Below are 20,131 nucleotides of genomic sequence, written 5' to 3'. Positions count from 1 at the left end.
CGTCCGCGGTGTGGGCGTCCGCCGGGCGCCGTAAGCTGCTGGCGATGTTCACTCCCGACGGTCCGACCCTGCGCGAACTGGCCGTTCAGGCCCTCTCGTCCGTCGAGCACGGCTACGACCTGCTCGCGCCGAAGTTCGACCGCACCCCGTTCCGGACACCCGACGCGATCCTCGACTCCGTGACGCGGGCCCTCGGCCCGTTGGGGCCCTTCGACCACGGCCTCGACCTCTGCTGCGGCACGGGGGCGGGAACCGAGGTGCTGCGCACCCTGTGCGGGAGGAGCGCGACCGGCGTCGACATCAGCGCCGGGATGCTGGCCGTGGCGCGGGAGCGGTACGCCGCGGAGCCGCGGGCCGGTGCGCCGCGTGTCTCCTGGGTACGTGGCGACGCGCGCGCCCTTCCCTTCGGCGCCGCCTTCGATCTGGTCGTCAGCTTCGGGGCGTTCGGGCACTTCCTGCCGCGGGAGCTGCCGGGCCTCTTCGCCGGGGCCCACTCGGTGCTGCGGCCGGGCGGACGCTTCGCGTTCCCCGTCGCCGCCCCCGCACCACCGAGCTCCCCCTGGTACTGGGCCCTGCTCGGCTTCGACGCGGTGATGCGGGTGCGCAACGCCCTCTGGCGTCCACCGTTCGTGATGTACTACCGCGCTTTCCGCCTGGGCGACGTGCGGCGGGAGTTGGAGAGCGCGGGCTTCGCGGTCGAACTGCGGGCGCTGCCCGAGTTCGGGCGCAGGCGGGACGGCAGCCCGCGCTGCCGGCTGGTCGTGGCCACGCGGACCGGGGCGGCACCCGGCTGAGCCGGGACCGCCCCGTCGCCGCCCCGCCCCATCGGCGGGGCGGGCCCGACGTCAGCTCTTGATGAAGTCGAGCAGGTCGGCGTTGAAGGCCTTCTCGAACTCGCCCACCAGGCCGTGGGGGGCACCCGGGTAGACCTTGAGCGTGGCGTCCTTGACGAGCTGGGCCGTCTTGAGGGCGGCGGCGCCGATCGGCACGATCTGGTCGTCGTCGCCGTGCGCGACGAGCGTCGGCACGTCGATGCGGGCCAGGTCCTCGGTGAAGTCGGTCTCCGAGAACTGCTTGATGCAGTCGTAGGCACCCTTCAGACCGACCTGCATGCTCCACAGCCAGAACGCGCGGCGCATGCCCTCCGACACCGCGGCGCCGGGCCGGTTGAAGCCGAAGAAGGCCTCGCTCAGGTCCCAGTAGAACTGCGAGCGGTCCGCCTCGACCCCGGCGCGGATCCCGTCGAAGGCGTCGATGGGCGTGCCCTCGGGGTTCGCGTCCGTCTTCAGCATCAGCGGGGGCACCGCGCCCAGCAGCACCGCCTTGGCGACCCGGCCCGTCCCGTGGCGGCCGATGTAGCGGGCCACCTCGCCACCGCCGGTCGAGTGACTGACCAGGACGACGTCGTGCAGGTCGAGCTTCTCGATGAGCTCGGCCAGGTCATCGGCGTACTGGTCCATGTGGTTGCCCTGGAAGGGCTGGCCGGAGCGGCCGTGCCCGCGGCGGTCGTGGGCGATGGCCCGGAAGCCGTTCTCGGCGACCAGCCGCAGCTGGCCGTCCCAGGCGTCCGCGTTGAGCGGCCAGCCGTGGCTGAAAACGACCGGCTGTCCGCTGCCCCAGTCCTTGTAGAAGATCTCGGTGCCGTCGGAGGTGGTGAAGGTGCTCATTGGTGCTTGCCGGTGTCCGTGCGCCGGATCGGGCGACGCGGCGCGCGGGCACCACGGGTCGGCGTGGACCCGGGAGGGGCCGTCAGACGAAGCGGCGCACGAAGTCCAGTGCGAGGTCCGCGACTTCCTGCCAGCCGTGGTCGATGGTCAGCGCGTGGCCGCGGTCCTTGACCTCGGTGATCTCGGTGACACCGGGGTTGCGCCGCTGCTTCCTGAAGGACGCGTCGGCGATCGCCCGGGGCACCGTGTTGTCCTTCTCGCCCGAGACGATCAGCAGCGGGCCGCGGTCGGGGTTCCGGGTGTCGACCCTGACCTCGGTCCACGGGTTGAGGTTGGCCGTGGCCGCCTGGAAGAGCGGGGCGCCCGGTGCGGGTACCGCGAAGGTGTCGTACAGCTCCCTGGCCTCCTCCTCGCCGACCGCGTTGGCGAAGGAGTACCGGAACTGCTCGTAGGTCAGCGCAACGGCCCGGTTGCGGTTGGCCGGATTGCCCAGCACCGGCGCGGACGCGCGCAGCGAGGACACCGGGAGCGGCAGGACTCCCCGGAACGGAGCGGGGTCGATCGCCACCGAGACGGCGGACCTGCCCCGCCCCGCGAGAATCTGGGTCAGCAGTCCGCCGAAGGAGTGACCGATCACGGCGGGCTTCCTCGCCAGCCCCGCGACCAGCGCCTCCAGATGGTCGGCGACCCGGCCGACGGTCTTGCCCGCGAGCACCTCGGGGTGGGCGTTGGCCTCGGCGACCGTGTCGGGGTCGTCCGGCCAGGACAGTGCGACGGGCGCGAACCCGGCCTGTTCGAAGTGCGCGGCCCACCGGTCCCAGCTGCTCGGCAGCAGCCACAGTCCGTGGACGAAGACGACCGGGACACGCTCGGTGGCGTTGGCCCGCTCGATCTGCTGTGCGTCGTGGGTGGACATATCCAGCACGTTAGGCGTCCGGGCTCGTCAAGGGATCTGTCAGATGACTGCATCTTGCCGCCGGCCGTCCCGGCGCGCCCCCGGGTTCCGCCCCGCCGCTCCGGCGGGGCTCGGAGGTCGCGGTCCTGGCGGGCCCTGCCCGGCGCCACCGCCTCGTCCGGTCCGAGCGCGTACCGCGGGCGACGGAGAAGCCGCCCCGGGACCCCTCGGTCCGGAAGGCCGCGGTACGCCCCCACCTCCGCCGTGCCGGGCATGTCATCCGGCGGCGGGCAGGGTGAACTCGTAGACGAGGGCGTCCTGTTGGGCTTCCACGACGAGGTCGGTGATCTCCAGCGGCCGGTCGTACTGGTCGTGCACCCGCCGGGTGACCCGCACCGATCTGGGCAGCTGTGTGATGGAGTCCCGGTGGTGCAGCGTCAGCCCGGCCTTGCGCATCCAGTCGTACGCCCGCCGCAGGTGGGCCGAGCCGCTGCCGTCCGCGCGGTCGCGGTAGCGGGCCAGCTCCTCGACCTCGGCGACGGCGACCGCGGAGAAGGACGTCACGGCGGTGCGCAGGCCGGTCCCGTCCGCGGTGGCCGACTCGTAGCGGTGAACCAGTGTGGGCCGCTGCGGGGCGAGGCCCAGCGCGCGGGCGTGCTCGGGCGGCGGCGTCTCCCAGACGACGCTGGTGCGGTGCACGGCGCACGGTTCGGCGGTGTGGGCGCCCACGGGGAAGTCCAGCGAGGGAACGTGCTCGACCGTGCTGCCGGGCAGCGTGGCGTGGCTGCCGCGCCGGTCCGTGGAGACGAGTCCGCTGCCGCGCAGCATCTGCAGCGCCTGACGGACGGTCTCGCGGCTGACGCCGAAGCGGGCGGCCAGATCCCTCTCCCCGGGGAGCCGTTCACCGGGGGGAATGGCTCCCTCCCTGAGTTCGTCGAGCAGTTGGGTGGCGATGCGCCGGTAGCGGGGCTCGTGGTCGGACGTGGGGACGGTGCGGGCCATGTTTCCGCGCCTCCTGTTGGTGACAAGGCGTAGCCGTGCGGGCTCGTTGCGCGACCACATCTAGCATTGGTCTAAACCACTAGGGAAGAGCGGACCGCCGGTTCGGCCGAATTGCGCCCGCACCGGTCCCGTGACGGCGGCGTGCTCAGAGGGCCGTGTACACGGCGTCCACGAGTGCCGTCTTCCGCGGGTCGTCCGCGATGTGCGGGCCCATGCGGTTCATCACGTACCCGAGCGAGATGCCCGCCTCCGGGTCGGCGAGGCCGCACGAGCCGCCGAAGCCGTCATGTCCGAAAGCCCTCGGGTTGGGCCCGTACGAGCCGTTGGGCCCGCTGAGCCACAGTCCGAGTCCGATCTCCGTCTCGTGCGCGAAGCCGGCGCCCAGGACCAGGTCGCGGCAGCTCCCCTGGCCCTCGCGCACCCGCTCGGCGGCCTCGGCCGACAGCACCCTCGCCGAGCCGTGGGACCCGCGCTCCGCGAAGATGCCGTACAGCGCGGCTATCGCCCGTGCGGTGCCGTGGCCGTTGGCCGCGGGGATCTCGGCCGCCCGCCACCGCGCGGTGACGGCCTCCGCCGCCCCCACGGCCGGGTTGGTGAGCGCGGCCACCGCCGCCGGCGCCAACTGGGCGAAGACGGCGGCCTGTTCACTCGCCGTCGCGGCCGGCGGATGCACCAGCTCGGCCGCCCGGCCTGCCTCTTTCTCGGGCAGCCCGATCGTGAAGTCGATCCCCAGCGGCCCGGTCACCTCCCGTTCCAGGAAGGCCCCCGGCAGCAGACCCGACACCCGCCGCACGACCTCGCCGACCAGGAAGCCGTAGGTCAGCGCGTGATAGCCGGATTGTGTTCCCGGTTCCCACCACGGCTCCTGCGCCGCGAGCCGCGCGACCGTCAGGTCCCAGTCGCAGAGCTGCTCCAGCGTGTGCGGTTCCCGCAGCCCCGACAGTCCCGCCCGGTGCGACAGCAGGTGCCGGACGCGCACGGACCCCTTGCCCGCCGCCGCGAACTCCGGCCAGTAGGCGGCGACCGGGGCGTCCAGGTCGAGCAGCCCCCGGTCGGCCAGGATGTGGGCGCACAGCGCGGTCGGGCCCTTCGATGTCGACCACACGTTCACCAGGGTCTCGCGCTCCCAGGGGCGGGTCCGCGCGGCGTCGGCCCAGCCGCCCCACAGGTCCACCACGGTCGTCCCCCGGTGGACGACGGTCACCGCCGCGCCGAGTTCCCGGCGCTCGCGGAAGTTCTCCTCGAACGCGGCGCGCACCGCCGAGAAGCGGGCGTCGCAGTGACCGTGCACGAGAGGCACTTGCGGGGACATGGGACCTCCGTCGTCCGTCGGGCCGCGGAGCGCGGACGGGCGCTCCGTCGACCCGAACATACCGACTGGTCGGACTGGAGGGAAGGCGCGGGATCACGCCGCCCCGTCCTTCACTCCACGATCTTCCGGATGTCACCCAACACCCCTACGCTGCACTGCGGTTGACCACCGAGACGTACGAGACAGGGGGAACATGCCCAGACATGCGAAGGCGTGGACACGCACCGGGATCACGGTGACGGCTGCGGCGGTGCTGGCCCTGGCGGCAGCACCGCCGTCGACGGCCGCGGACCCCGCGTACTCGTCCACGACCTGGGTGGGCGTCCACAACGCCTACGAGAAGACCAAGTACCCCTATCTCGCCGACGCCCTGGACTCCGGCGCCGGCATGCTCGAACTCGACGTGTGGACCAACGTCTTCGGCTTCTCCTGGCGGGTCTCGCACAGCAACCCGCTCGGCAACGACAACAACTGCGAGAACGCGGCCCGGGCCTCCGAGCTGCGCACCAAGTCGCGCAACCGCGACCTCGGCGGCTGCCTGGCCGACATCAGGGCCTGGCACGACGCCCACCCCGGCCACCGGCCGATCCAGCTCAAGGTGGAGATGAAGGACGGCTTCCAGGCCAGGAACGGCCGGGGGCCCGCCCAGCTGGACGCCCTGCTCACCGCCAAGCTCGGCGACGCCCTGCTGCGCCCCGCCGATGTCGTCCGCGCGCACGCCGACCTCGACGCCGCCGTCCGTGCCGACGGCTGGCCGGCCCGTTCCGCCCTCGCCGGCAAGTTCGTCGTCGAACTGATCCCCGGTACCGTCGAGGAGGGCAACCCCGCCGACACGCTCTGGACGGACCGGGAGTACGCCACGCATCTGCGCGACCTCGCCGCCGCCGGCCGCCTGCGCGAGGCCGCCGCCTTCCCCGCGGTGCACGGCGCCACCGCGGGCGACCCGCGCACCCGGTACACGGACCCGACGATCCGGCCCTGGTTCGTGGTCTTCGACGGAGACGCCGGAACCTACTCCAACGGCTCGATCGACACCGGCTGGTACGACGACCGGCACTACCTTCTCGTCATGACCGACGCCCACAACGTGGCCCCGGCCATCGACGGCACCCGTCCGACGCAGGACCAGGCCCTGGACCGGGTCGGACTGCTGGCCGGACGCCACGCCAGCGTGGTGTCCGCGGACTGGTACCCGCTGCCCGCCGTCCTGTCGACCGTCGTCCCGCGCGGAACCGGGGGCTGAGGGCCCCCGCGCGGACCGGCGGGCTCCCACACGTCCCGGCGTCCGCCGGGACGCCTCACAGGCGCGGCGGCAGCCAGCGCAGCTTGGCCGCCTCCTGGTAGGGGCCGCCGCCCTCGTGGTCGTTGAAGTCGTACACCTCGATCGTCTTGTCGTCGTGCGCCCAGGCGTTGAACGCGGCGTAGACGGTCGAGGGCGGGCACGTCTGGTCCTCCAGCGCCACCGAGAACAGGGCCGGTGCCCGGCCGCGCGCGGCGAAGTGCACCCCGTCGAAGTACGCGAGGGTCCTCATCACCCGGTCGGTACGGCCGCGATGGGTCTTGAGGTACTTGCCGATCTCCCGGTAGGGGTCGCGGTCCGTCAGCGTCGTCGCGCGGGGGAAGTCGCACAGGAACGGCACGTCCGGCGCGACCGCCGCGAGGTCGGGGACGAGACCGCCCACCGCGAGGGTGATGCCGCCGCCCTGGCTCGCCCCGGCGGCGGCTGTGCGGTCGGGGTCGGTCAGCGGATGGGCCCGGGCCGCCTCCACGGCCCTCACTGCGTCCGTGTACACCCGCCGGTAGTAGTAGCCCTCCGGGTCCTCGACCCCCCGGGTCATGAACCCGGGGAACGCGGGCGCGCTGCCCACCGGGTCGGGGGTCTCGCCGCCGCCCCAGGCGCTGCCCTGGCCCCGGGTGTCCATCACGAAGTGCGCGAAGCCCGCCGAGGCCCAGAGCAGATGGGTGTGCGGCAGACCGCGCCCGCCGCCGTACCCGACGAACTCGACGACCGTGGGAAGCGGTGCGTCCGCCCCGGCCGGCAGCGTCAGCCATGCCCTGACCGGGTGACCGCCGAACCCGGCGAACGTCACGTCGAACTGCTCGACGGTCCTGAGCGGCGACCGAACCGGTTCGAAGCGGGCGTCCAGCTCGTGCTCGCGGGCCTCCCGCAGGGTCTTCGCCCAGAAGGCGTCGAAGTCCTCGGGCTCGGCCGAAGCGCTGCGGTATCCGCGGAGCTCGTCGAGGGGGAGGTCGAACAGGGCCATGAAGGACCACCTTCGGCGTCGGGGTCTGACAGCGGGGTGCGGATGATCACACCGTACGGGCGCCGTGCGCGCGCCCGCCAGGGGTCCTCGGAATGCGGGGACCGAGCACGCCGGAGCGGGATTCGGACGGTCCGATGTCCGAGCGCGCCGCTACGTTTTCTCCATGACGGAATTCGTTCTGGTGGCAGGCGCGTGGCTGGGTTCCTGGGCGTGGGACGAGGTGGTCCCCGAGTTGCGGGCGGCCGGCTGCGGGGCGCACGCCCTGACGCTGTCCGGCCTCGCGGAGAAACAGGCGCTGCCCGCAGGGCAGCGGACCCATGTGGAGGACATCGCGGGTGAGGTCGAGCGGCTCGGGCTGCGGGACGTCGTCCTGGTCGGCCACAGTTACGCGGGCATCCCGGTGGGCCAGGCGGCCGAGCGCATCGGCGACCGGCTGGCCCGGGTCGTCTTCGTCGACTCCGAGATCCCGGTCGACGGCGTCTCGTTCGCCGCCGGCTGGTGGCAGGGCGAGGAGCGGTTCGAGGCCGCGCTCGCGGAGAACGACGGGTTCTGGGCACCGTTGTCCGCCGACGAGTACGACGGTCAGGGGCTGACCAGCGGGCAGATCGCGCGGATCGCGGCCGGCGCGACCCCGCACCCGGGGGCCTCGCTGACCGAACCGGCCGTGCTGGCGCGCCCAGTCGGCGCACTGCCCGCGACCTACATCAAGTGCCTGCTGGACGGCGCCGAGCCGAACGACGACGTGGCCGAGGCACTGAAGAGCGAGCGCTGGCACCTCGTCGAGATGGACACCGGCCACTGGCCCATGTTCTCCCAGCCGCACGAACTGGCGAGGGTCCTGCTCGACGAGTGCCGCTGAGGGCGGGGGCAGGGCCCCCGGTCCGGGTGAACGGGCTTCGGCCACGCCCGGACCGAGCGGTGTGCGCTCCACGGCGCGAGGGGCGCGACCGGACGTCCCGCGCCCCCTCGCGCCTCAGCCGAAGCGCTCGATGCGGATACGGTCGACCGGCTGGCCGGCCGCTACCAGCAGCCGCGAGGCATGCTCCGCGAACCCGTTGGAGCCGCACACATAGGCCTCCCACCCACCCGGAGGGCGCTCGGCCAGGAGCGGTGCCACATGTGCCGCCGACACACGGCCGACGGGCGCCCCGGCCGGGGCGCTGCGCGTGAAGACCGGCGTGGTCTCCTCGCCGTACTCCCGCGCATAGATCAGCTCCTCGGGGCTGCGCGCGGACACCAGAAGCCGGAGCGGGACGCGCAGACCGCTCGCGCGGCGGTGCCGCACCATCGACATCAGCGGGACGACCCCGGAGCCCGCGCCGATCAGCAGCGCGGGCCGGTCGCCCGGCCAGGCGAAGAAGCCGCTGACGGGGCCGCGCACCTGCACCTCGTCGCCGGGCCTGGCCACCGTGTGGAACCAGCCGGAGACCTCACCGCCGTCGACGTGGTCCAGGGTGAGTTCGATGTGCCCCGAGTCGTCGGGTGCGGACGCGATCGAGTAGTGGCGCTGGGCCGTGTAGCCGTCCCGTGCGGTGAGCCGCAGCATCAGGTGCTGACCCGGCAGGTGCCCGGTCCAGCCGGGCACCGCGAAGCGGAACGTGGAGGCGAGCGCCGTCTCGCGGCGGATCGCGGTGAGCGTGGCGGTCTGCCAGTGTGCGGCGGCCTGCTCACCGACGGCGATCCGGCCGGGCACGGCGAACGGGGTCGGGGGTACGAAGGTCTCAGTCACCGGAGTAACGCTGCTCTTCCCAGGGGTTGCCGCGTGCGTGGTAGCCGTTCTGCTCCCAGAAGCCCGGCTCCTCGTGGTCCAGGAGCCTGATCCCCGCGATCCACTTGGCGCTCTTCCAGAAGTACAGGTGCGGCACGATCAGCCGGGCCGGGCCCCCGTGCTCGGCGGGCAGCGGCCCGCCGTCGTACTCCCAGACGATCCAGGCACGGGAACCCGTCAGGTCCGCCAGCGGGACGTTGGTCGTGTAGCCGGTGTGCGCGTAGGCCACGGCGTGGGTGGCGGCCGCGTCGGGCCGGACGAGGTCGAGGAAGGCGTCCAGCGACACGCCCCCGAAGCGCACGCCGAACTTCGACCAGCTCGTCACGCAGTGGATGTCGCCCTCGTACGAGGACGGAGGCAGCGCGTGCGCGCTCTCCCAGTCCCAGGTGCGGGGCTCGGCGACCAGACCGTCGATCCGGAAGGTCCAGTCGGCCGGCGCCAGCTCCGGTGTGACCTCGGCGGACAGGACGGGCCAGTCGTCACCCGCGTCGTACTGGCCGGGCGGCAGCCCGGCGTTGTGGACGCGGGCGCGCCCGGTGAAGCCTCGGGTGACGTTCATACGTGCTGCCTCCAGGCCGCCTGCGGGACGGCGCGGGGTCGGTCTCGATCGGTGTGCGTACGCAGCCGACCGGAGCGGGCGACGCCCCGGACAGGTGCTCGCGCGGTCTGTGCGTACGCATTCAACCGTACGCGGACGACGGTCCGACCCAGCGCCCCGGTGGGCCGCCGGGACCGATCGTTGCGGCCGTGTGAACACTCGGCACCCCCGGGAATAGCCGCGTCGTGATCTCCCTTGCCGTAGGTGCCGACGCCGGTGATGCCCGTCCGGCGGCAGCGAAGGGAGAGTGAGGCTGTCCATGCCCAAGGCGTACGTCTTCACCCGGTACGGAGGCCCGGAGACCGAGGCCCTCGTCGAGCGGGAGCGGCCGGTGCCCGGCCCCGGCGAGGTGCTGGTCGCGGTGCGCGCGGCGGGCGTGAACCCCGTCGACTGGAAGCAGCGGACCGGCTACCGGCGGCCGGGCGGACCGGCCCGCGAGCTGCCGGCGGTCTTCGGCAACGAGGTGGCCGGTGTCGTCGAGGAGATCGGCCCGGAGGTCACCGGCTTCGCCGCCGGGGACGAGGTCTTCGGCAATCCGGTGGCCGGCGGATACGCCGAGTACGCGCTGCTCCCGGTGACGGTGACCGCGCACAAGCCGGCCGCCCTGTCCTTCACGGACGCCGCCGCGCTTCCGGTGGCGGCGGCCACCGCGTACGACGGTGTGCGCCAGCTGGATCTCGCCCCGGGCGCGACGCTGCTCGTCACCGGGGCGGGAGGCGGTGTCGGTGTCGCGGCCGCGCAGATCGCCCGTGCCGCCGGACTGCGTGTCGTCGGCGTCGCGAGCGACGGCAAGAAGGACTTCGTCGAGTCGCTGGGCGCCGTGCACGTGCCGTCGGGTCCCGGCCTGGCCGAGCGGGTGCGCGCCGCCGCCCCGGACGGGGTCGACGCGGTCTTCGACCTGGTCGGGGGAGAGGTCCTGGAGGCGGCGGCGACCCTGCTGCCCGACGGATCGAAGCTGATCACCGGTGCCGACCGGGAGACGGTGGCACGGCTGGGCGGAGCCGCCGTCGCGCGGGCCCGGACGGCGGCCGTGCTCGACGAGGTGGCGCGGCTCGTCGTCGAGGGCGGCCTCCGGCCGTTCGTGACGCGGACGTTCCCGCTCGACCGGGCCGGCGAGGCGCTGCGCGTCGTCGAGGACGGCCATGCGCGCGGCAAGATCGTCATCGAGGTCGCGGCATGAGCACCGACGCGAGCACGGAGCGCCTGGCGACGGGTTCCGAGGGGCCCCGGGAGGACTCCGCGCGGCACGTCCTCGACAACCCGGCCCTGGCCTCGCTGACCGGACCGCACGCCCACTTCGCCGAGCGCCGCGGCCGTGTGCTGCGCTATCCGACCGACGTGTCGCCGTGGCTGGCCCTGCCGGACGAGCCCACCGCGGCCGACTGGGCGGATCTGGCCGAGCTGGTCGGACCCGGCGGGGAGGCGCCCCTGGCCGGCTTCCGAGGACGGACCCCGCAGGGGTGGGACGTCACGTTCAGCCTGGAGGGGGTCCAGCTCGTCGACGACGGCCTCGCCGCGGCGCCGGACGCCGAGGCGGTGCCGCTGGGGCCCGCCGACGTGCCGGAGATGCTGGACCTGGTCCGGCGCACCAGGCCGGGACCGTTCCTGCCGCGCACCGTGGAGCTGGGCACCTACCTGGGGATCCGCCGGGGCGGCGCCCTCGTCGCGATGGCGGGGGAGCGGCTGCATCCGCCCGGCTGGACCGAGATCAGCGCGGTCTGCACCGACCCGGACTTCCGGGGCCGGGGACTGGCCGGCCGCTTGATCCTGGCCGTCGCGCACGGCATCCGCGAGCGCGGGGAGACCCCGTTCCTGCACACGGGGGCGGCCAACACCAACGCCATCCGGCTCTACGAGGCCCTGGGTTTCCGCCTGCGCCGCACCACCCGCTTCATGGCGGCCCGGGTACCCGGGCAAGCGGCGGACGGGCAGGTACCGGCGGTCGCGTGACGAGGAGGGCGGGCGCCCGTCCCCCTCACGGACGGATGGGCGCCCGGCGGGAACCCGGCGCCGGGCGCGCGGGCGCCCGGGTGGGCGACCGCCGCCGGGCGCCCGCTGCCCGTCAGGCTCCGGCCGTGGGCGGGGCGTCGGTCCCCGCGGCGTTGTAGCGCAGGAGGTATCCGGCGAACCGCGTGAGGTCGTCCTCGGACCAGCCGGCGAGCCGCTCCCGGAACGCGCTCCGGCGGCTCTCGGTCACCTGGACGAGGATGGCCGCGCCCGCCTCCGTCAGATGCAGCACCTGCACCCGGTGGTCCTCGGGGTCCAGTCGCCGCTCGATCAGCCCGGCGCGCTCCAGGGCCGCCACCTGCCGGCTCACCGTGGACTTGTCCAGCGCGTAGTGGGCGGCGAGATCGGTCGCCCGGCAGCCGCCGCGCTCCTCGAGATGCCCGAGCAGGGTGTACGAGACCAGCGACAGCTCGGGGTGCATGCGTCCCGCCGAGGCCCGGGCGCGCCGGGCGAAGGCCGTCATCTCGCGCTGGATGGTCTCGACGGCGGCGTCGGCCGGCTCATTGGCTGCGGTCACGGAACAACTCCCTCGGTACTCCTGGTTGTATAGTACAACTGGATAGTGAGTTGTATATGCCAACCAATGGAGGTCCCGTGGTCCCCGGCCTGCGCTCCCCGGCCCTGCGCCATGTGCTCACGCACCTGATCACCCCGCTGCTGATGTGCGTCGGCATGGGGCTCGCCTACATGGGCGCCTTCGTCACCCCGGAGCCCCACCACCTGCCCGTCGCGGTCGTGGGCTCCGGGCCCGAGACGAAGGTCTTCGCCCAGACCGTCCAGGACCGCGCAGGGGGCGCGCTCGACGTCCGGACCGTCGCCACCCGTGCCGAGGCGGTCGGCCTCCTGGAGTCCCGTGACGTCACGGGTGCCTACGCGCCGAACGGCAGGGCTCCCGAACTCCTGGTGGCCACCGCCGCCTCCGACATGGGCGCGCTGGCCGTGGAGAAGGTCTTCACCCCGGTCGCCGCGCAGCAGGGCGAGCCCCTGAAGGTCACGGACGTGACCCCGACGGTCGACGACGACCCGACGGGGCAGGGCCTGTTCTTCCTGCTGGTCGCGCTGAGCATCGGCTCCTATGCGTCCGTCGCCGCGCTCGGTGCCGCCGGAGCCGCCCTGCCGATGCGGATACGGGCCCTGCTGGCCGTCGGTGTCTCCGGTGCGGTGAGCGTCGTCGGCGCCGTGCTCGCCGGCCCCGTGTTCCACCTCGCCCACCACGACCTCGTGGGCGTGTGGGGGCTCGCCTGGCTCTACTCCGCCGGCATCCTGTTCGTCGGCGTCGGGCTGCACACCTTCCTCAAGCGCTGGACCACCCTCGCCATGATGGTGCTGTTCGTGATGCTCAACTTCACCAGCTCCGGCGGTCTGTTCCGGCCCGAGCTGCAGAACGGCTTCTTCGGCACCCTGCACGCGTTCTGGAACGGCGCGGGCTTCGTCGAAGGCGTCCGCAGCCTCCTCTACTTCGAGCGCGACGGCCTGTCCGGCAACGTCGCGACGCTCGTCGCCTGGCTCGCGGTCGGCCTGCTGGTGACCGCCGTCGCCGGTGCGGCCGAGCGGTCCCGCACCCGTCGCGCCGGCGACGGCGCCGAGCGGGAGCCGGCCGTCGTGGCAGCGCCCGCCGGAACGGCTCCGGCCGACCCCGTCGCGGCCGCGGACGGGGAGGTCGAGGAGGAGCTGGAGGAGTCGGTCGCCGTCTGATCGTTCCTGTAATGTGGCGGTCGCGGTTGCGGAAGGTCCCAGCCGACAAGTCGCCCGGAGGTGAGACCCATTACCGCTGTGTCAGGTCGGGTGCTCTCACCTCGAGGCAACACGGGTCACCGGCGCTAGGTGACCGCGAGAGCGCCCTTCGGTTCATCGAAAGGCTCTCGGCTTCCATGCCTTCCCTCTCATCTTCCGCCGTCGTCGCCGCACTTCGTACCGCAGGCTGTGTGTTCGCCGAGGACGAGGCGGAGTTGATCCTCTCCACCGCCCGTGATCCGCACGAGGTCGCCGCCATGGTCGACCGCCGGGTCGCGGGCCTGCCCCTGGAACACGTCGTCGGCTGGGCCGAGTTCCACGGTCTGCGCGTCTCCCTGGACCCCGGTGTCTTCGTGCCCCGCCGCCGCACCGAGTTCCTCGTCCGGCAGGCCCTCGCCCACGCCGGGGACGCGGCCGTGGTCGTGGACCTCTGCTGCGGCTCGGGTGCGGTCGGTGCCGCGCTCGCCGGCCGGCTCGGCCGGCCGGAGCTGCACGCCGCCGACATCGACCCCGCCGCCGTGCGCTGCGCCCGCCGCAACGTGGCCGCCTTCGGCGGACGGGTCCATCAGGGGGACCTGTTCGCGGCGCTGCCCGGCACCCTGCGCGGTCGCGTGGACGTCCTCGCGGCCAACGTGCCCTACGTCCCCACCGGCGAGGTCGCGCTGCTGCCCCCGGAGGCGCGCGACCACGAGCCGCTGACCGCTCTCGACGGGGGCGCGGACGGCCTGGACGTCCTGCGCCGTGTCGCCGCCGGAGCTCCCGGGTGGCTGGCCCCCGGTGGCTGCCTGCTCGTCGAGACGAGCGAGCTCCAGGCGCCGTCGGCCGTCGAGGTCTTCACCCGCAGCGGCCTGCTCGCCCGCCTGGCGGTCTCCGAGGAGATGCACGCCCACGTCGTGATCGGCATCCGGCCGGGCGAGTAGGGGGTGCCGTTCGGATTGCCCCGGCCCGCGACGCCCGGCACGGCACCTCGTCTGTCGCATCACCCGAGTACGCGCCGGCGCGCGGGTCGTGCTCCGCCTTGCGATGCACCGCACCAGGCGCCGCGGCCTGATCCGAGCCGATCCCGATTGCACCCCAGGGCCGCTCGCCCGACGGTCCGTGTGACCTCGGTCCCTCCGGTTATGCAACTAGTTGCAAAAGCGTCGGGCCGTCGTCTACAACAGACACACCACACCGCGCACGGAGGGGCCGATGAGCCGTTACCCGCACCTGCTGAACCCGCTCGACCTGGGATTCACCACGCTGCCCAACCGCGTGATCATGGGCTCCATGCACGTGGGCCTGGAGGAGGCCGAGCGCGGCTTCGAGCGCATGGCGGAGTTCTACGCCACCCGGGCCCGCGGCGGTGTCGGGCTCATCGTCACCGGCGGCATCGCTCCCAACGACGCGGGACGGCCCTACGAGGGCGGCGCGAAGCTGACCACCGAGGCGGAGGCCGAGCAGCACGCCGGCATCACCGAGGCGGTCCACCGCGAGGGCGGGAAGATCGCGATGCAGATCCTCCACTTCGGGCGGTACGCCTACCACCAGGACCTGGTCGCCCCCAGCCCGCTCCAGGCGCCGATCAGTCCCTTCCCGCCGCACGAGCTCACCGACGCCGAGGTCGAGCAGACCATCGACGACTACGCGCGAGCGGCCGTCCTGGCACGCCGCGCCGGTTACGACGGCGTCGAGATCATGGGCTCCGAGGGCTACCTGATCAACGAGTTCATCGCCGCGCAGACCAACAGGCGCGAGGACCGCTGGGGCGGCTCGTACGAGAACCGGATGCGCTTCCCGGTCGAGATCGTCCGGCGGGTGCGCGAGGCGGTCGGCGACGACTTCATCATCGTCTACCGGCTCTCCATGCTCGACCTGGTGCCCGGCGGATCCACCTTGGACGAGGTCATCACGCTGGCCAGGGCCGTGGAGGCCGCCGGGGCGACGATCATCAACACCGGCATCGGCTGGCACGAGGCCCGCATCCCCACCATCGCGACCTCGGTGCCGCGCGGCGCGTACACCTGGGTGACCAAGAAGGTGATGGGCGCCGTCTCGGTCCCGCTGGTCACCACCAACCGCATCAACACCCCGGAACTCGCCGAGCAGTTGCTCGCCGACGGACACGCCGACATGGTGTCGCTGGCCCGTCCGATGCTCGCGGACCCCGACTTCGTCGCCAAGGCCGCGGCGGGCCGCTCCGAGGCCATCAACACCTGCATCGGCTGCAACCAGGCCTGTCTCGACCACACCTTCGGCGGCAAGATCACCTCCTGCCTGGTCAACCCGCGTGCCTGCCACGAGACGGAACTGGTCCTCGCACCGACCCGGCTGCGCAAGCGGGTCGCCGTGGTGGGCGCCGGTCCGGCGGGACTCGCCTGCGCGGTCTCCGCCGCCGAGCGCGGCCACGACGTCACCCTCTACGACGCCGCGAGCGAGATCGGCGGCCAGCTCAACGTGGCCCGAAGGGTCCCCGGCAAGCAGGAGTTCGACGAGACCCTCCGCTACTTCCGCACCCAGCTCGAACTGCACGGCGTGGACGTCCGGTTGGACACCCGCATCGCCGCCGAGGACGTCTCCGAGTACGACGAGGTCGTCGTCGCCACGGGCGTGAGCCCGCGGACCCCCGAGATCCCCGGCGTCGACCACCCCAGCGTCGTCGGCTACCTCGACGTCCTGCGGGACGGGGCCACCGTCGGCGACCGCGTCGCCATCCTCGGCGCCGGCGGCATCGGCTTCGACGTCGCCGAGTACCTGACCGACGGCGGCGACAAGGCGAGCGAGGACCCGGCCACGTACTTCCGGCACTGGGGCGTCGACATGGACTACCGGGCCCCCGGCGGTCTCACGGCACCCGAGCGGCCCGCCCCGCCGCGCACCGTCCACCTCCTGCAGCGCAAGACCTCGAAGGTGGGCGCGGGACTCGGCAAGACCACCGGCTGGATCCACCGCACCGAACTCAAGCACCGCGGCGTGACCATGGTGCCCGGCGTGCAGTACGACCGGATCGACGACGCCGGACTGCACGTCACCGTGGACGGCCGCAGCCAGGTCCTGGAGGTCGACACGGTCGTGCTGTGCACGGGTCAGGACCCGCGCCGCGACCTCTACGAGGAGCTGCTCGCCACGGGCCGCAGCGTCCATCTCATCGGTGGCGCCGACGTGGCCGCCGAACTGGACGCCAAGCGTGCCATCAAGCAGGGCACGGAACTGGCGGCCGCACTCTAGGACCCGCCTCCGGGCAGGTCACGGCACGAACGAGGGGAGGGCGGCCCGGTGGGCGGCCCTCCCTAGGATGAGCCCATGTCACTGCCGCACGCGATCCTCACCGCCCTGCTGGAGAAGCCGTCGTCGGGGCTCGAGCTGACCCGGCGGTTCGACAAGTCGATCGGCTACTTCTGGTCGGCGACGCACCAGCAGATCTATCGCGAGCTGGGACGACTGGAGGCAGACGGGCTCATCCGCGCGCTGCCGTCCGAGCAGCCCGCACGGGGCCAGAAGAAGAGTTACGAGGTCCTCGCGGCCGGCCGCACCGAACTGGCGCGCTGGACCGCGGCCCCGCAGGACCCGAAGCCGCTGCGCGACACCATGCTGTTGCGCCTGCGGGCCTCGGCGGTCGTCGGCAGCGCGGGCATCGAAGCGGATCTGCGCCGCCATCTCGACCTGCACCGGCAGCAGTTGGCGGAGTACGAGGAGATCCAGGAGCGGGACTTCCCGCCCGGCAAGGACAGCCCTCAGCACCGGCTCCAGCATCTGGTGCTGCGCGCCGGGATCGATCTGGAGACGTTCTGGACCCGGTGGCTGACCCATGCGCTCGCGGAGTTCGAGCAGCTGGACGGCCGCCTGCCCGGGCCCGAGCAGGCGGCCGTCCGGCCGGCCGAGGCCGACGGACGGCCGCCCGCGTGACGGGTACCGGCCGGCCGGTCAGAGCCGGTGCGGCTTCGAGCGCCTGCGCAGGAACCACGCGGCTCCCACGGTGCCCGCTGCCACCAGCGCACCACCGCCGACCAGCGTGAGGGTGCCGTAGTCCTTGGACGCGCCGCCGACACCGCCCATGACCCCGCGCGAGGGCGAGGCCGTCGCGGAGATCGTGGGGGCGGAGACGACGATGGACTGGGTGCCCGCCGTGGTGCCGTTCTGGCACACCACGATGACGGTGTAGGTGCCCGAGCTGACGCCCGACCAGCTGGCCATCTGACTGTTGCTCGTGCCGGTCAGCGCCGTCTGGCGGCCCTGGGCGAAACTCGACTGACTGCTGGTGAGCAGCGAGGCGTTGCCGAAGCTGCCGCCGTATCCCGAGCAGGCACTGGTGGTGACGGTGACCGTGGAGCCGCTGGTGCTCACCGAGATCCCCGCACCCCACGCGGTGGCCGATCCGGCGACCGGGGTGAGGGGAAGTGCGGCGGCGGCCAGGGTCAGGCCGGAGCGAAGCAATATCTGACTGGTACGCATAGGACTTGCCCTCCAGCGGCACGGTTGGCGGTACATCCCATGAGCCGCCTTGGATGGGGAAGCGGCCGTGCTGCCTCAGGGAGAGCCAACGCGCCCCGGGCCGGTCCCGCACGCGGGAGGGGGCCGGGCAGGTGACGAATGCCCTCGCCCGGCGGCCCGCGGACGCCGGCCCGGGGCAGGTTCACCAGGTGCGCCCGGCCTGGAGCAGGCGCTCCCGGACGAGGGCGACGTGGGGGTTGTCGGGAGCCCCGGGACGCTGCGCGAGGTACGCGGTGTTGATCGGCGGGTCCTCGGGGGACAGCAGGGGCACCAGCGTCCCCGAGGCCAGCTCCTCCAGGCACAGATAGCGGGGCAGCACACTGATCCCGGCGCCGGCCGCCACCGCGGAACGCACGCCGCGCAGATCGGGCACCGTGATGGCGGCGTACCCGGTGAGCCGAACGCCGAACACGTGCCGCCAGTAGCGCCGGGCGATCGGCAGATCCTCGGCGTACGTCACGAGGGGCACGCCGTGCAGGGCGCCCGCCCCCTCCGCGGCGACCCGCTCCGGGCCGATCCGGTCGGCCCACTCGGGCGAGGCGACCAGCACGAACTCCTCGTCGCCCAGCGGCACGGACGTGAGGGCGCGGCCGCGCGGTCTGGTCGTGGCGATCACCAGGTCGAACCGGCCCCCGCGCAGGCCGTCGAGCAGTTCGTCGGTCAGCCCCGTGCTCACCCGCAGTCGCACCCCCCGGGCGGTGAGGGGGGCCAGGGCGGGCACGGCACGGGTGCACAGCAGCTCGGCGGGGCCCGCCACGTGCACCGGCTCGGGCACCTGGTCGGCGCCGGGCCCGCCGCGTTCCGCGACCGCGGCGAGCGCGTCCAGCGGCGCCGCCACCTGCGCGGCGAGCTCGTCCGCCACCGCCGTGGGCCGCACCCCGCGCGGCTGCCGCTCGAACAGCTCGCGGCCCAGCTGCTCCTCCAGCGACCGCATCTGGGTCGTCACCGTCGGCTGGGAGAGCCCCAGCAGACGCGCGGCCGCCGTGAACGACCCGGCGCGGTGGACGGCGAGAAAGGTGCGCAGCTGGGACAGGTCCAGGGGGGCGGTATGCGCATCCTTATGGTTCACGCGCCCAACCCTAGCCTCCGCCTATCGCCCCTGATGCGTCGACGACCGCCCTCGGCTGCCGCCTACGTCGCGTCTCCCGTCGTCACCGTCCGCTCCGCGGAGAGCCCGCCCCAGGTGCCGTCCGGCAGCTTCGCCCGGATCCGCACCCGATGGGTGACCCCCGCCGTGCGCCCCAGGTAGAAGCTGTAGGTGGCCCTGCCGGGCGGCGGAGTGCCGCCCCACACCAGTGAGGTCGCCGAGTGCCCGTCCAGCAGGATCCGGTACTCCGCGACGACCCCGTCCGTCTCCGGCGGCATCCACGACAGGTCGAGGTAGTACGCGCCACCGGTCCGGTGGGTCCCCGCCCGGAAGTCCGTGGGTGCCGTGCCCCGGCCGTCGTCCGCGCCCGCCGCGGTGCCGAGACGGACCTCCTCGCTCGCCCCGGACACGTTGTCGGCCGCGTCGCGCGCCCGCACGGTGAAGGTGTAGCGGGTGCCCGGCCGCAGCCCGGTGACCACGGCCGCCGTCTGGCCGCCGCCCACGCTGTGGATCTTCGAACCGCCCTGGTAGATGTCGTACGAGGCCACGCGCCGGTCGTCCGTCGACCTCTCCCAGGACAGCTGGACCGCCCGGCCGCCGACCGTCCTGCCGCGCGGGTGCCCGGGGCGGGTCGGGGCCCGGTGGTCGGCCGCGGTCGCCGCGGGTGTGGTGGCCCACACCTGACGGCTGTGCGGTCCCACGTCACCCCCGGCGGTCCGCGCCCGCACCGTGAAGACGTAGGCGGTGCCCGGTGCGAGCCGGGTGACGTCCACCATGTGCTCCGTACCGGGCACGTCCTCGACCTTCCTGGACCCGCGGTACACCTCGTAGGCGTCGATCTCGGGGTCGCCCGCCGCCAGGTTCCACATGACGTGGACGCTGGTCGCGCTGCCCGCCGCCGCGGTGACGCCCGCCGGCGCCGCCGGGAGCCGGCCGCCCCGGTCGTCCTCCTGGCCGCCCCAGCCGCAGGACGCCACCAGAAGCAGCGAGCCGCAGATCACCGGAATGGGTGTGCGTCGCACGGCACTGCCTTCCCTCGGCGGGATTGGTCTGTACCTGTATGCCATGCCGACGCGACCACATCAAGGGGTCGGCAGCGACGGGGGAGCCGCGCGCCGGGCGGACCGGCCGCTCCGTATGCTGAATCCTGACGTGGCGTGAACTCGTCCCGCCCTGACGGGAGTTCATGCCCGACGGCGCGGACCGCTGTCGTCGCCGTTCCCGCGCCGGCGAGGGGGGGGGGGGGGGGGGGGGGGGGGGGGGGGGGGGGGGGGGGGGGGGGGGGGGCGCGCGGGCCGCTTGCCTCTGCCCCCCCCCTGCGCCCCCG

20 protein-coding genes are annotated in these 20,131 nt (G+C 73.5%); 9 read left to right on the top strand and 11 right to left on the bottom strand.

The annotated features are described in order from the left end of the window. Window positions 1–44 precede the first annotated feature (44 nt). Window positions 45–794 carry a class I SAM-dependent methyltransferase gene (locus ACZ4NT_RS33155; protein ID WP_121408694.1) on the top strand — a complete coding sequence of 250 codons (750 nt, stop codon included), beginning with the start codon at window positions 45–47 and terminating at the stop codon, window positions 792–794. A 51-nt stretch (window positions 795–845) separates the two neighbouring features. Here ACZ4NT_RS33155 and ACZ4NT_RS33150 read toward each other — a convergent pair whose 3' ends face one another. The 4 genes from ACZ4NT_RS33150 to ACZ4NT_RS33135 all read right to left on the bottom strand — a co-directional run bounded on the left by ACZ4NT_RS33150 (window position 846) and on the right by ACZ4NT_RS33135 (window position 4,876). Next, on the bottom strand, window positions 846–1,667 hold the full coding sequence (locus ACZ4NT_RS33150; protein ID WP_467728753.1) for an alpha/beta fold hydrolase: 822 nt from the start codon (window positions 1,665–1,667) through the stop codon (window positions 846–848). Window positions 1,668–1,749: 82 nt separating this feature from the next. Next, window positions 1,750–2,583, bottom strand: coding sequence for an alpha/beta fold hydrolase (locus ACZ4NT_RS33145; protein ID WP_121408288.1), 834 nt, complete (start codon window positions 2,581–2,583; stop codon window positions 1,750–1,752). 255 nt (window positions 2,584–2,838) lie between these two features. Then, entirely contained in the window at window positions 2,839–3,564 is a 726-nt protein-coding gene (locus ACZ4NT_RS33140) for a GntR family transcriptional regulator (RefSeq protein ID WP_121408287.1), read from the bottom strand. A gap of 145 nt (window positions 3,565–3,709) precedes the next feature. Beyond that, the gene (locus ACZ4NT_RS33135) at window positions 3,710–4,876 is read right to left on the bottom strand and encodes a serine hydrolase domain-containing protein (protein WP_467728750.1); all 1,167 of its coding nucleotides are present in this window, start codon (window positions 4,874–4,876) and stop codon (window positions 3,710–3,712) included. A gap of 193 nt (window positions 4,877–5,069) precedes the next feature. Here ACZ4NT_RS33135 and ACZ4NT_RS33130 point away from each other — a divergent pair, with 193 nt between their 5' ends. Continuing rightward, complete coding sequence (locus tag ACZ4NT_RS33130; protein ID WP_467728748.1) at window positions 5,070–6,119, top strand: phosphatidylinositol-specific phospholipase C domain-containing protein; 1,050 nt, start codon at window positions 5,070–5,072, stop codon at window positions 6,117–6,119. A 55-nt stretch (window positions 6,120–6,174) separates the two neighbouring features. Here ACZ4NT_RS33130 and ACZ4NT_RS33125 read toward each other — a convergent pair whose 3' ends face one another. Then, a complete protein-coding gene (locus tag ACZ4NT_RS33125) occupies window positions 6,175–7,140 on the bottom strand; it encodes an acetylxylan esterase (RefSeq protein ID WP_467728746.1) in 966 nt (321 codons plus the stop codon). A 163-nt stretch (window positions 7,141–7,303) separates the two neighbouring features. Here ACZ4NT_RS33125 and ACZ4NT_RS33120 point away from each other — a divergent pair, with 163 nt between their 5' ends. Continuing rightward, entirely contained in the window at window positions 7,304–7,999 is a 696-nt protein-coding gene (locus tag ACZ4NT_RS33120; protein ID WP_467728744.1) for an alpha/beta fold hydrolase, read from the top strand. A 114-nt stretch (window positions 8,000–8,113) separates the two neighbouring features. On the opposite strand, the gene ACZ4NT_RS33115 is transcribed toward ACZ4NT_RS33120, so the two are convergent. After that, window positions 8,114–8,869, bottom strand: a complete 756-nt coding sequence (locus ACZ4NT_RS33115) for a ferredoxin reductase (RefSeq protein ID WP_121408282.1) — start codon at window positions 8,867–8,869, stop codon at window positions 8,114–8,116. Beyond that, complete coding sequence (locus ACZ4NT_RS33110) at window positions 8,862–9,467, bottom strand: sulfite oxidase-like oxidoreductase (protein WP_467728742.1); 606 nt, start codon at window positions 9,465–9,467, stop codon at window positions 8,862–8,864. The genes ACZ4NT_RS33115 and ACZ4NT_RS33110 overlap by 8 nt, the downstream gene beginning before the upstream one ends. A 298-nt stretch (window positions 9,468–9,765) precedes the next feature. Between ACZ4NT_RS33110 and ACZ4NT_RS33105 the strand changes: the two genes are divergently transcribed. After that, window positions 9,766–10,686, top strand: coding sequence for an NADP-dependent oxidoreductase (locus ACZ4NT_RS33105; protein ID WP_121408280.1), 921 nt, complete (start codon window positions 9,766–9,768; stop codon window positions 10,684–10,686). Next, window positions 10,683–11,456, top strand: a complete 774-nt coding sequence (locus tag ACZ4NT_RS33100) for a GNAT family N-acetyltransferase (RefSeq protein ID WP_121408279.1) — start codon at window positions 10,683–10,685, stop codon at window positions 11,454–11,456. Before ACZ4NT_RS33105 ends, ACZ4NT_RS33100 begins: the two co-directional genes overlap by 4 nt. 112 nt (window positions 11,457–11,568) lie before the next feature. Here the strand turns inward: ACZ4NT_RS33100 and ACZ4NT_RS33095 are convergent, their stop codons facing one another. Then, window positions 11,569–11,976: a MarR family winged helix-turn-helix transcriptional regulator gene (locus tag ACZ4NT_RS33095; protein ID WP_121408693.1), complete on the bottom strand. Its 408-nt coding sequence runs from the start codon at window positions 11,974–11,976 to the stop codon at window positions 11,569–11,571. Window positions 11,977–12,119: 143 nt separating this feature from the next. Between ACZ4NT_RS33095 and ACZ4NT_RS33090 the strand changes: the two genes are divergently transcribed. The 4 genes from ACZ4NT_RS33090 to ACZ4NT_RS33075 all read left to right on the top strand — a co-directional run bounded on the left by ACZ4NT_RS33090 (window position 12,120) and on the right by ACZ4NT_RS33075 (window position 17,132). Beyond that, complete coding sequence (locus ACZ4NT_RS33090; protein WP_467728786.1) at window positions 12,120–13,208, top strand: ABC-2 transporter permease; 1,089 nt, start codon at window positions 12,120–12,122, stop codon at window positions 13,206–13,208. A gap of 176 nt (window positions 13,209–13,384) precedes the next feature. After that, complete coding sequence (locus ACZ4NT_RS33085; protein ID WP_467728740.1) at window positions 13,385–14,167, top strand: putative protein N(5)-glutamine methyltransferase; 783 nt, start codon at window positions 13,385–13,387, stop codon at window positions 14,165–14,167. Window positions 14,168–14,438: 271 nt separating this feature from the next. After that, window positions 14,439–16,454 (top strand): FAD-dependent oxidoreductase, encoded by a 2,016-nt coding sequence (locus tag ACZ4NT_RS33080; protein WP_467728738.1) that lies wholly within the window; start codon window positions 14,439–14,441, stop codon window positions 16,452–16,454. 75 nt (window positions 16,455–16,529) lie between these two features. Next, window positions 16,530–17,132, top strand: coding sequence for a PadR family transcriptional regulator (locus tag ACZ4NT_RS33075; RefSeq protein ID WP_121408276.1), 603 nt, complete (start codon window positions 16,530–16,532; stop codon window positions 17,130–17,132). 18 nt (window positions 17,133–17,150) lie between these two features. Here ACZ4NT_RS33075 and ACZ4NT_RS33070 read toward each other — a convergent pair whose 3' ends face one another. The 3 genes from ACZ4NT_RS33070 to ACZ4NT_RS33060 all read right to left on the bottom strand — a co-directional run bounded on the left by ACZ4NT_RS33070 (window position 17,151) and on the right by ACZ4NT_RS33060 (window position 19,826). Then, window positions 17,151–17,678, bottom strand: coding sequence for a hypothetical protein (locus ACZ4NT_RS33070; protein WP_121408275.1), 528 nt, complete (start codon window positions 17,676–17,678; stop codon window positions 17,151–17,153). 181 nt (window positions 17,679–17,859) lie between these two features. After that, window positions 17,860–18,786 (bottom strand): LysR family transcriptional regulator, encoded by a 927-nt coding sequence (locus ACZ4NT_RS33065; protein WP_121408274.1) that lies wholly within the window; start codon window positions 18,784–18,786, stop codon window positions 17,860–17,862. Between the two features lie 62 nt (window positions 18,787–18,848). Beyond that, window positions 18,849–19,826: a fibronectin type III domain-containing protein gene (locus ACZ4NT_RS33060; RefSeq protein ID WP_467728735.1), complete on the bottom strand. Its 978-nt coding sequence runs from the start codon at window positions 19,824–19,826 to the stop codon at window positions 18,849–18,851. Between the last annotated feature and the right edge of the window lie 305 nt (window positions 19,827–20,131).

It is taken from the genome of Streptomyces sp. NPDC026417, from assembly GCF_055567695.1.
Note: the sequence above shows the minus strand (reverse complement) of the source record. Positions and strands in the feature narration are given on the sequence as shown.

What these genes read in the sequence shown, in the direction of transcription:
- ACZ4NT_RS33080 (WP_467728738.1), top strand. Translation starts at nt 14,439, where the DNA reads ATGAGCCGTTACCCGCACCTGCTGAACCCGCTCGACCTGGGATTCACC.
- ACZ4NT_RS33150 (WP_467728753.1), bottom strand. Translation starts at nt 1,667, where the DNA reads ATGAGCACCTTCACCACCTCCGACGGCACCGAGATCTTCTACAAGGAC.
- ACZ4NT_RS33135 (WP_467728750.1), bottom strand. Translation starts at nt 4,876, where the DNA reads ATGTCCCCGCAAGTGCCTCTCGTGCACGGTCACTGCGACGCCCGCTTC.
- ACZ4NT_RS33155 (WP_121408694.1), top strand. Translation starts at nt 45, where the DNA reads ATGTTCACTCCCGACGGTCCGACCCTGCGCGAACTGGCCGTTCAGGCC.
- ACZ4NT_RS33130 (WP_467728748.1), top strand. Translation starts at nt 5,070, where the DNA reads ATGCCCAGACATGCGAAGGCGTGGACACGCACCGGGATCACGGTGACG.
- ACZ4NT_RS33125 (WP_467728746.1), bottom strand. Translation starts at nt 7,140, where the DNA reads ATGGCCCTGTTCGACCTCCCCCTCGACGAGCTCCGCGGATACCGCAGC.
- ACZ4NT_RS33070 (WP_121408275.1), bottom strand. Translation starts at nt 17,678, where the DNA reads ATGCGTACCAGTCAGATATTGCTTCGCTCCGGCCTGACCCTGGCCGCC.
- ACZ4NT_RS33145 (WP_121408288.1), bottom strand. Translation starts at nt 2,583, where the DNA reads ATGTCCACCCACGACGCACAGCAGATCGAGCGGGCCAACGCCACCGAG.
- ACZ4NT_RS33100 (WP_121408279.1), top strand. Translation starts at nt 10,683, where the DNA reads ATGAGCACCGACGCGAGCACGGAGCGCCTGGCGACGGGTTCCGAGGGG.
- ACZ4NT_RS33140 (WP_121408287.1), bottom strand. Translation starts at nt 3,564, where the DNA reads ATGGCCCGCACCGTCCCCACGTCCGACCACGAGCCCCGCTACCGGCGC.
- ACZ4NT_RS33095 (WP_121408693.1), bottom strand. Translation starts at nt 11,976, where the DNA reads ATGACGGCCTTCGCCCGGCGCGCCCGGGCCTCGGCGGGACGCATGCAC.
- ACZ4NT_RS33120 (WP_467728744.1), top strand. Translation starts at nt 7,304, where the DNA reads ATGACGGAATTCGTTCTGGTGGCAGGCGCGTGGCTGGGTTCCTGGGCG.
- ACZ4NT_RS33085 (WP_467728740.1), top strand. Translation starts at nt 13,385, where the DNA reads ATGCCTTCCCTCTCATCTTCCGCCGTCGTCGCCGCACTTCGTACCGCA.
- ACZ4NT_RS33110 (WP_467728742.1), bottom strand. Translation starts at nt 9,467, where the DNA reads ATGAACGTCACCCGAGGCTTCACCGGGCGCGCCCGCGTCCACAACGCC.
- ACZ4NT_RS33105 (WP_121408280.1), top strand. Translation starts at nt 9,766, where the DNA reads ATGCCCAAGGCGTACGTCTTCACCCGGTACGGAGGCCCGGAGACCGAG.
- ACZ4NT_RS33075 (WP_121408276.1), top strand. Translation starts at nt 16,530, where the DNA reads ATGTCACTGCCGCACGCGATCCTCACCGCCCTGCTGGAGAAGCCGTCG.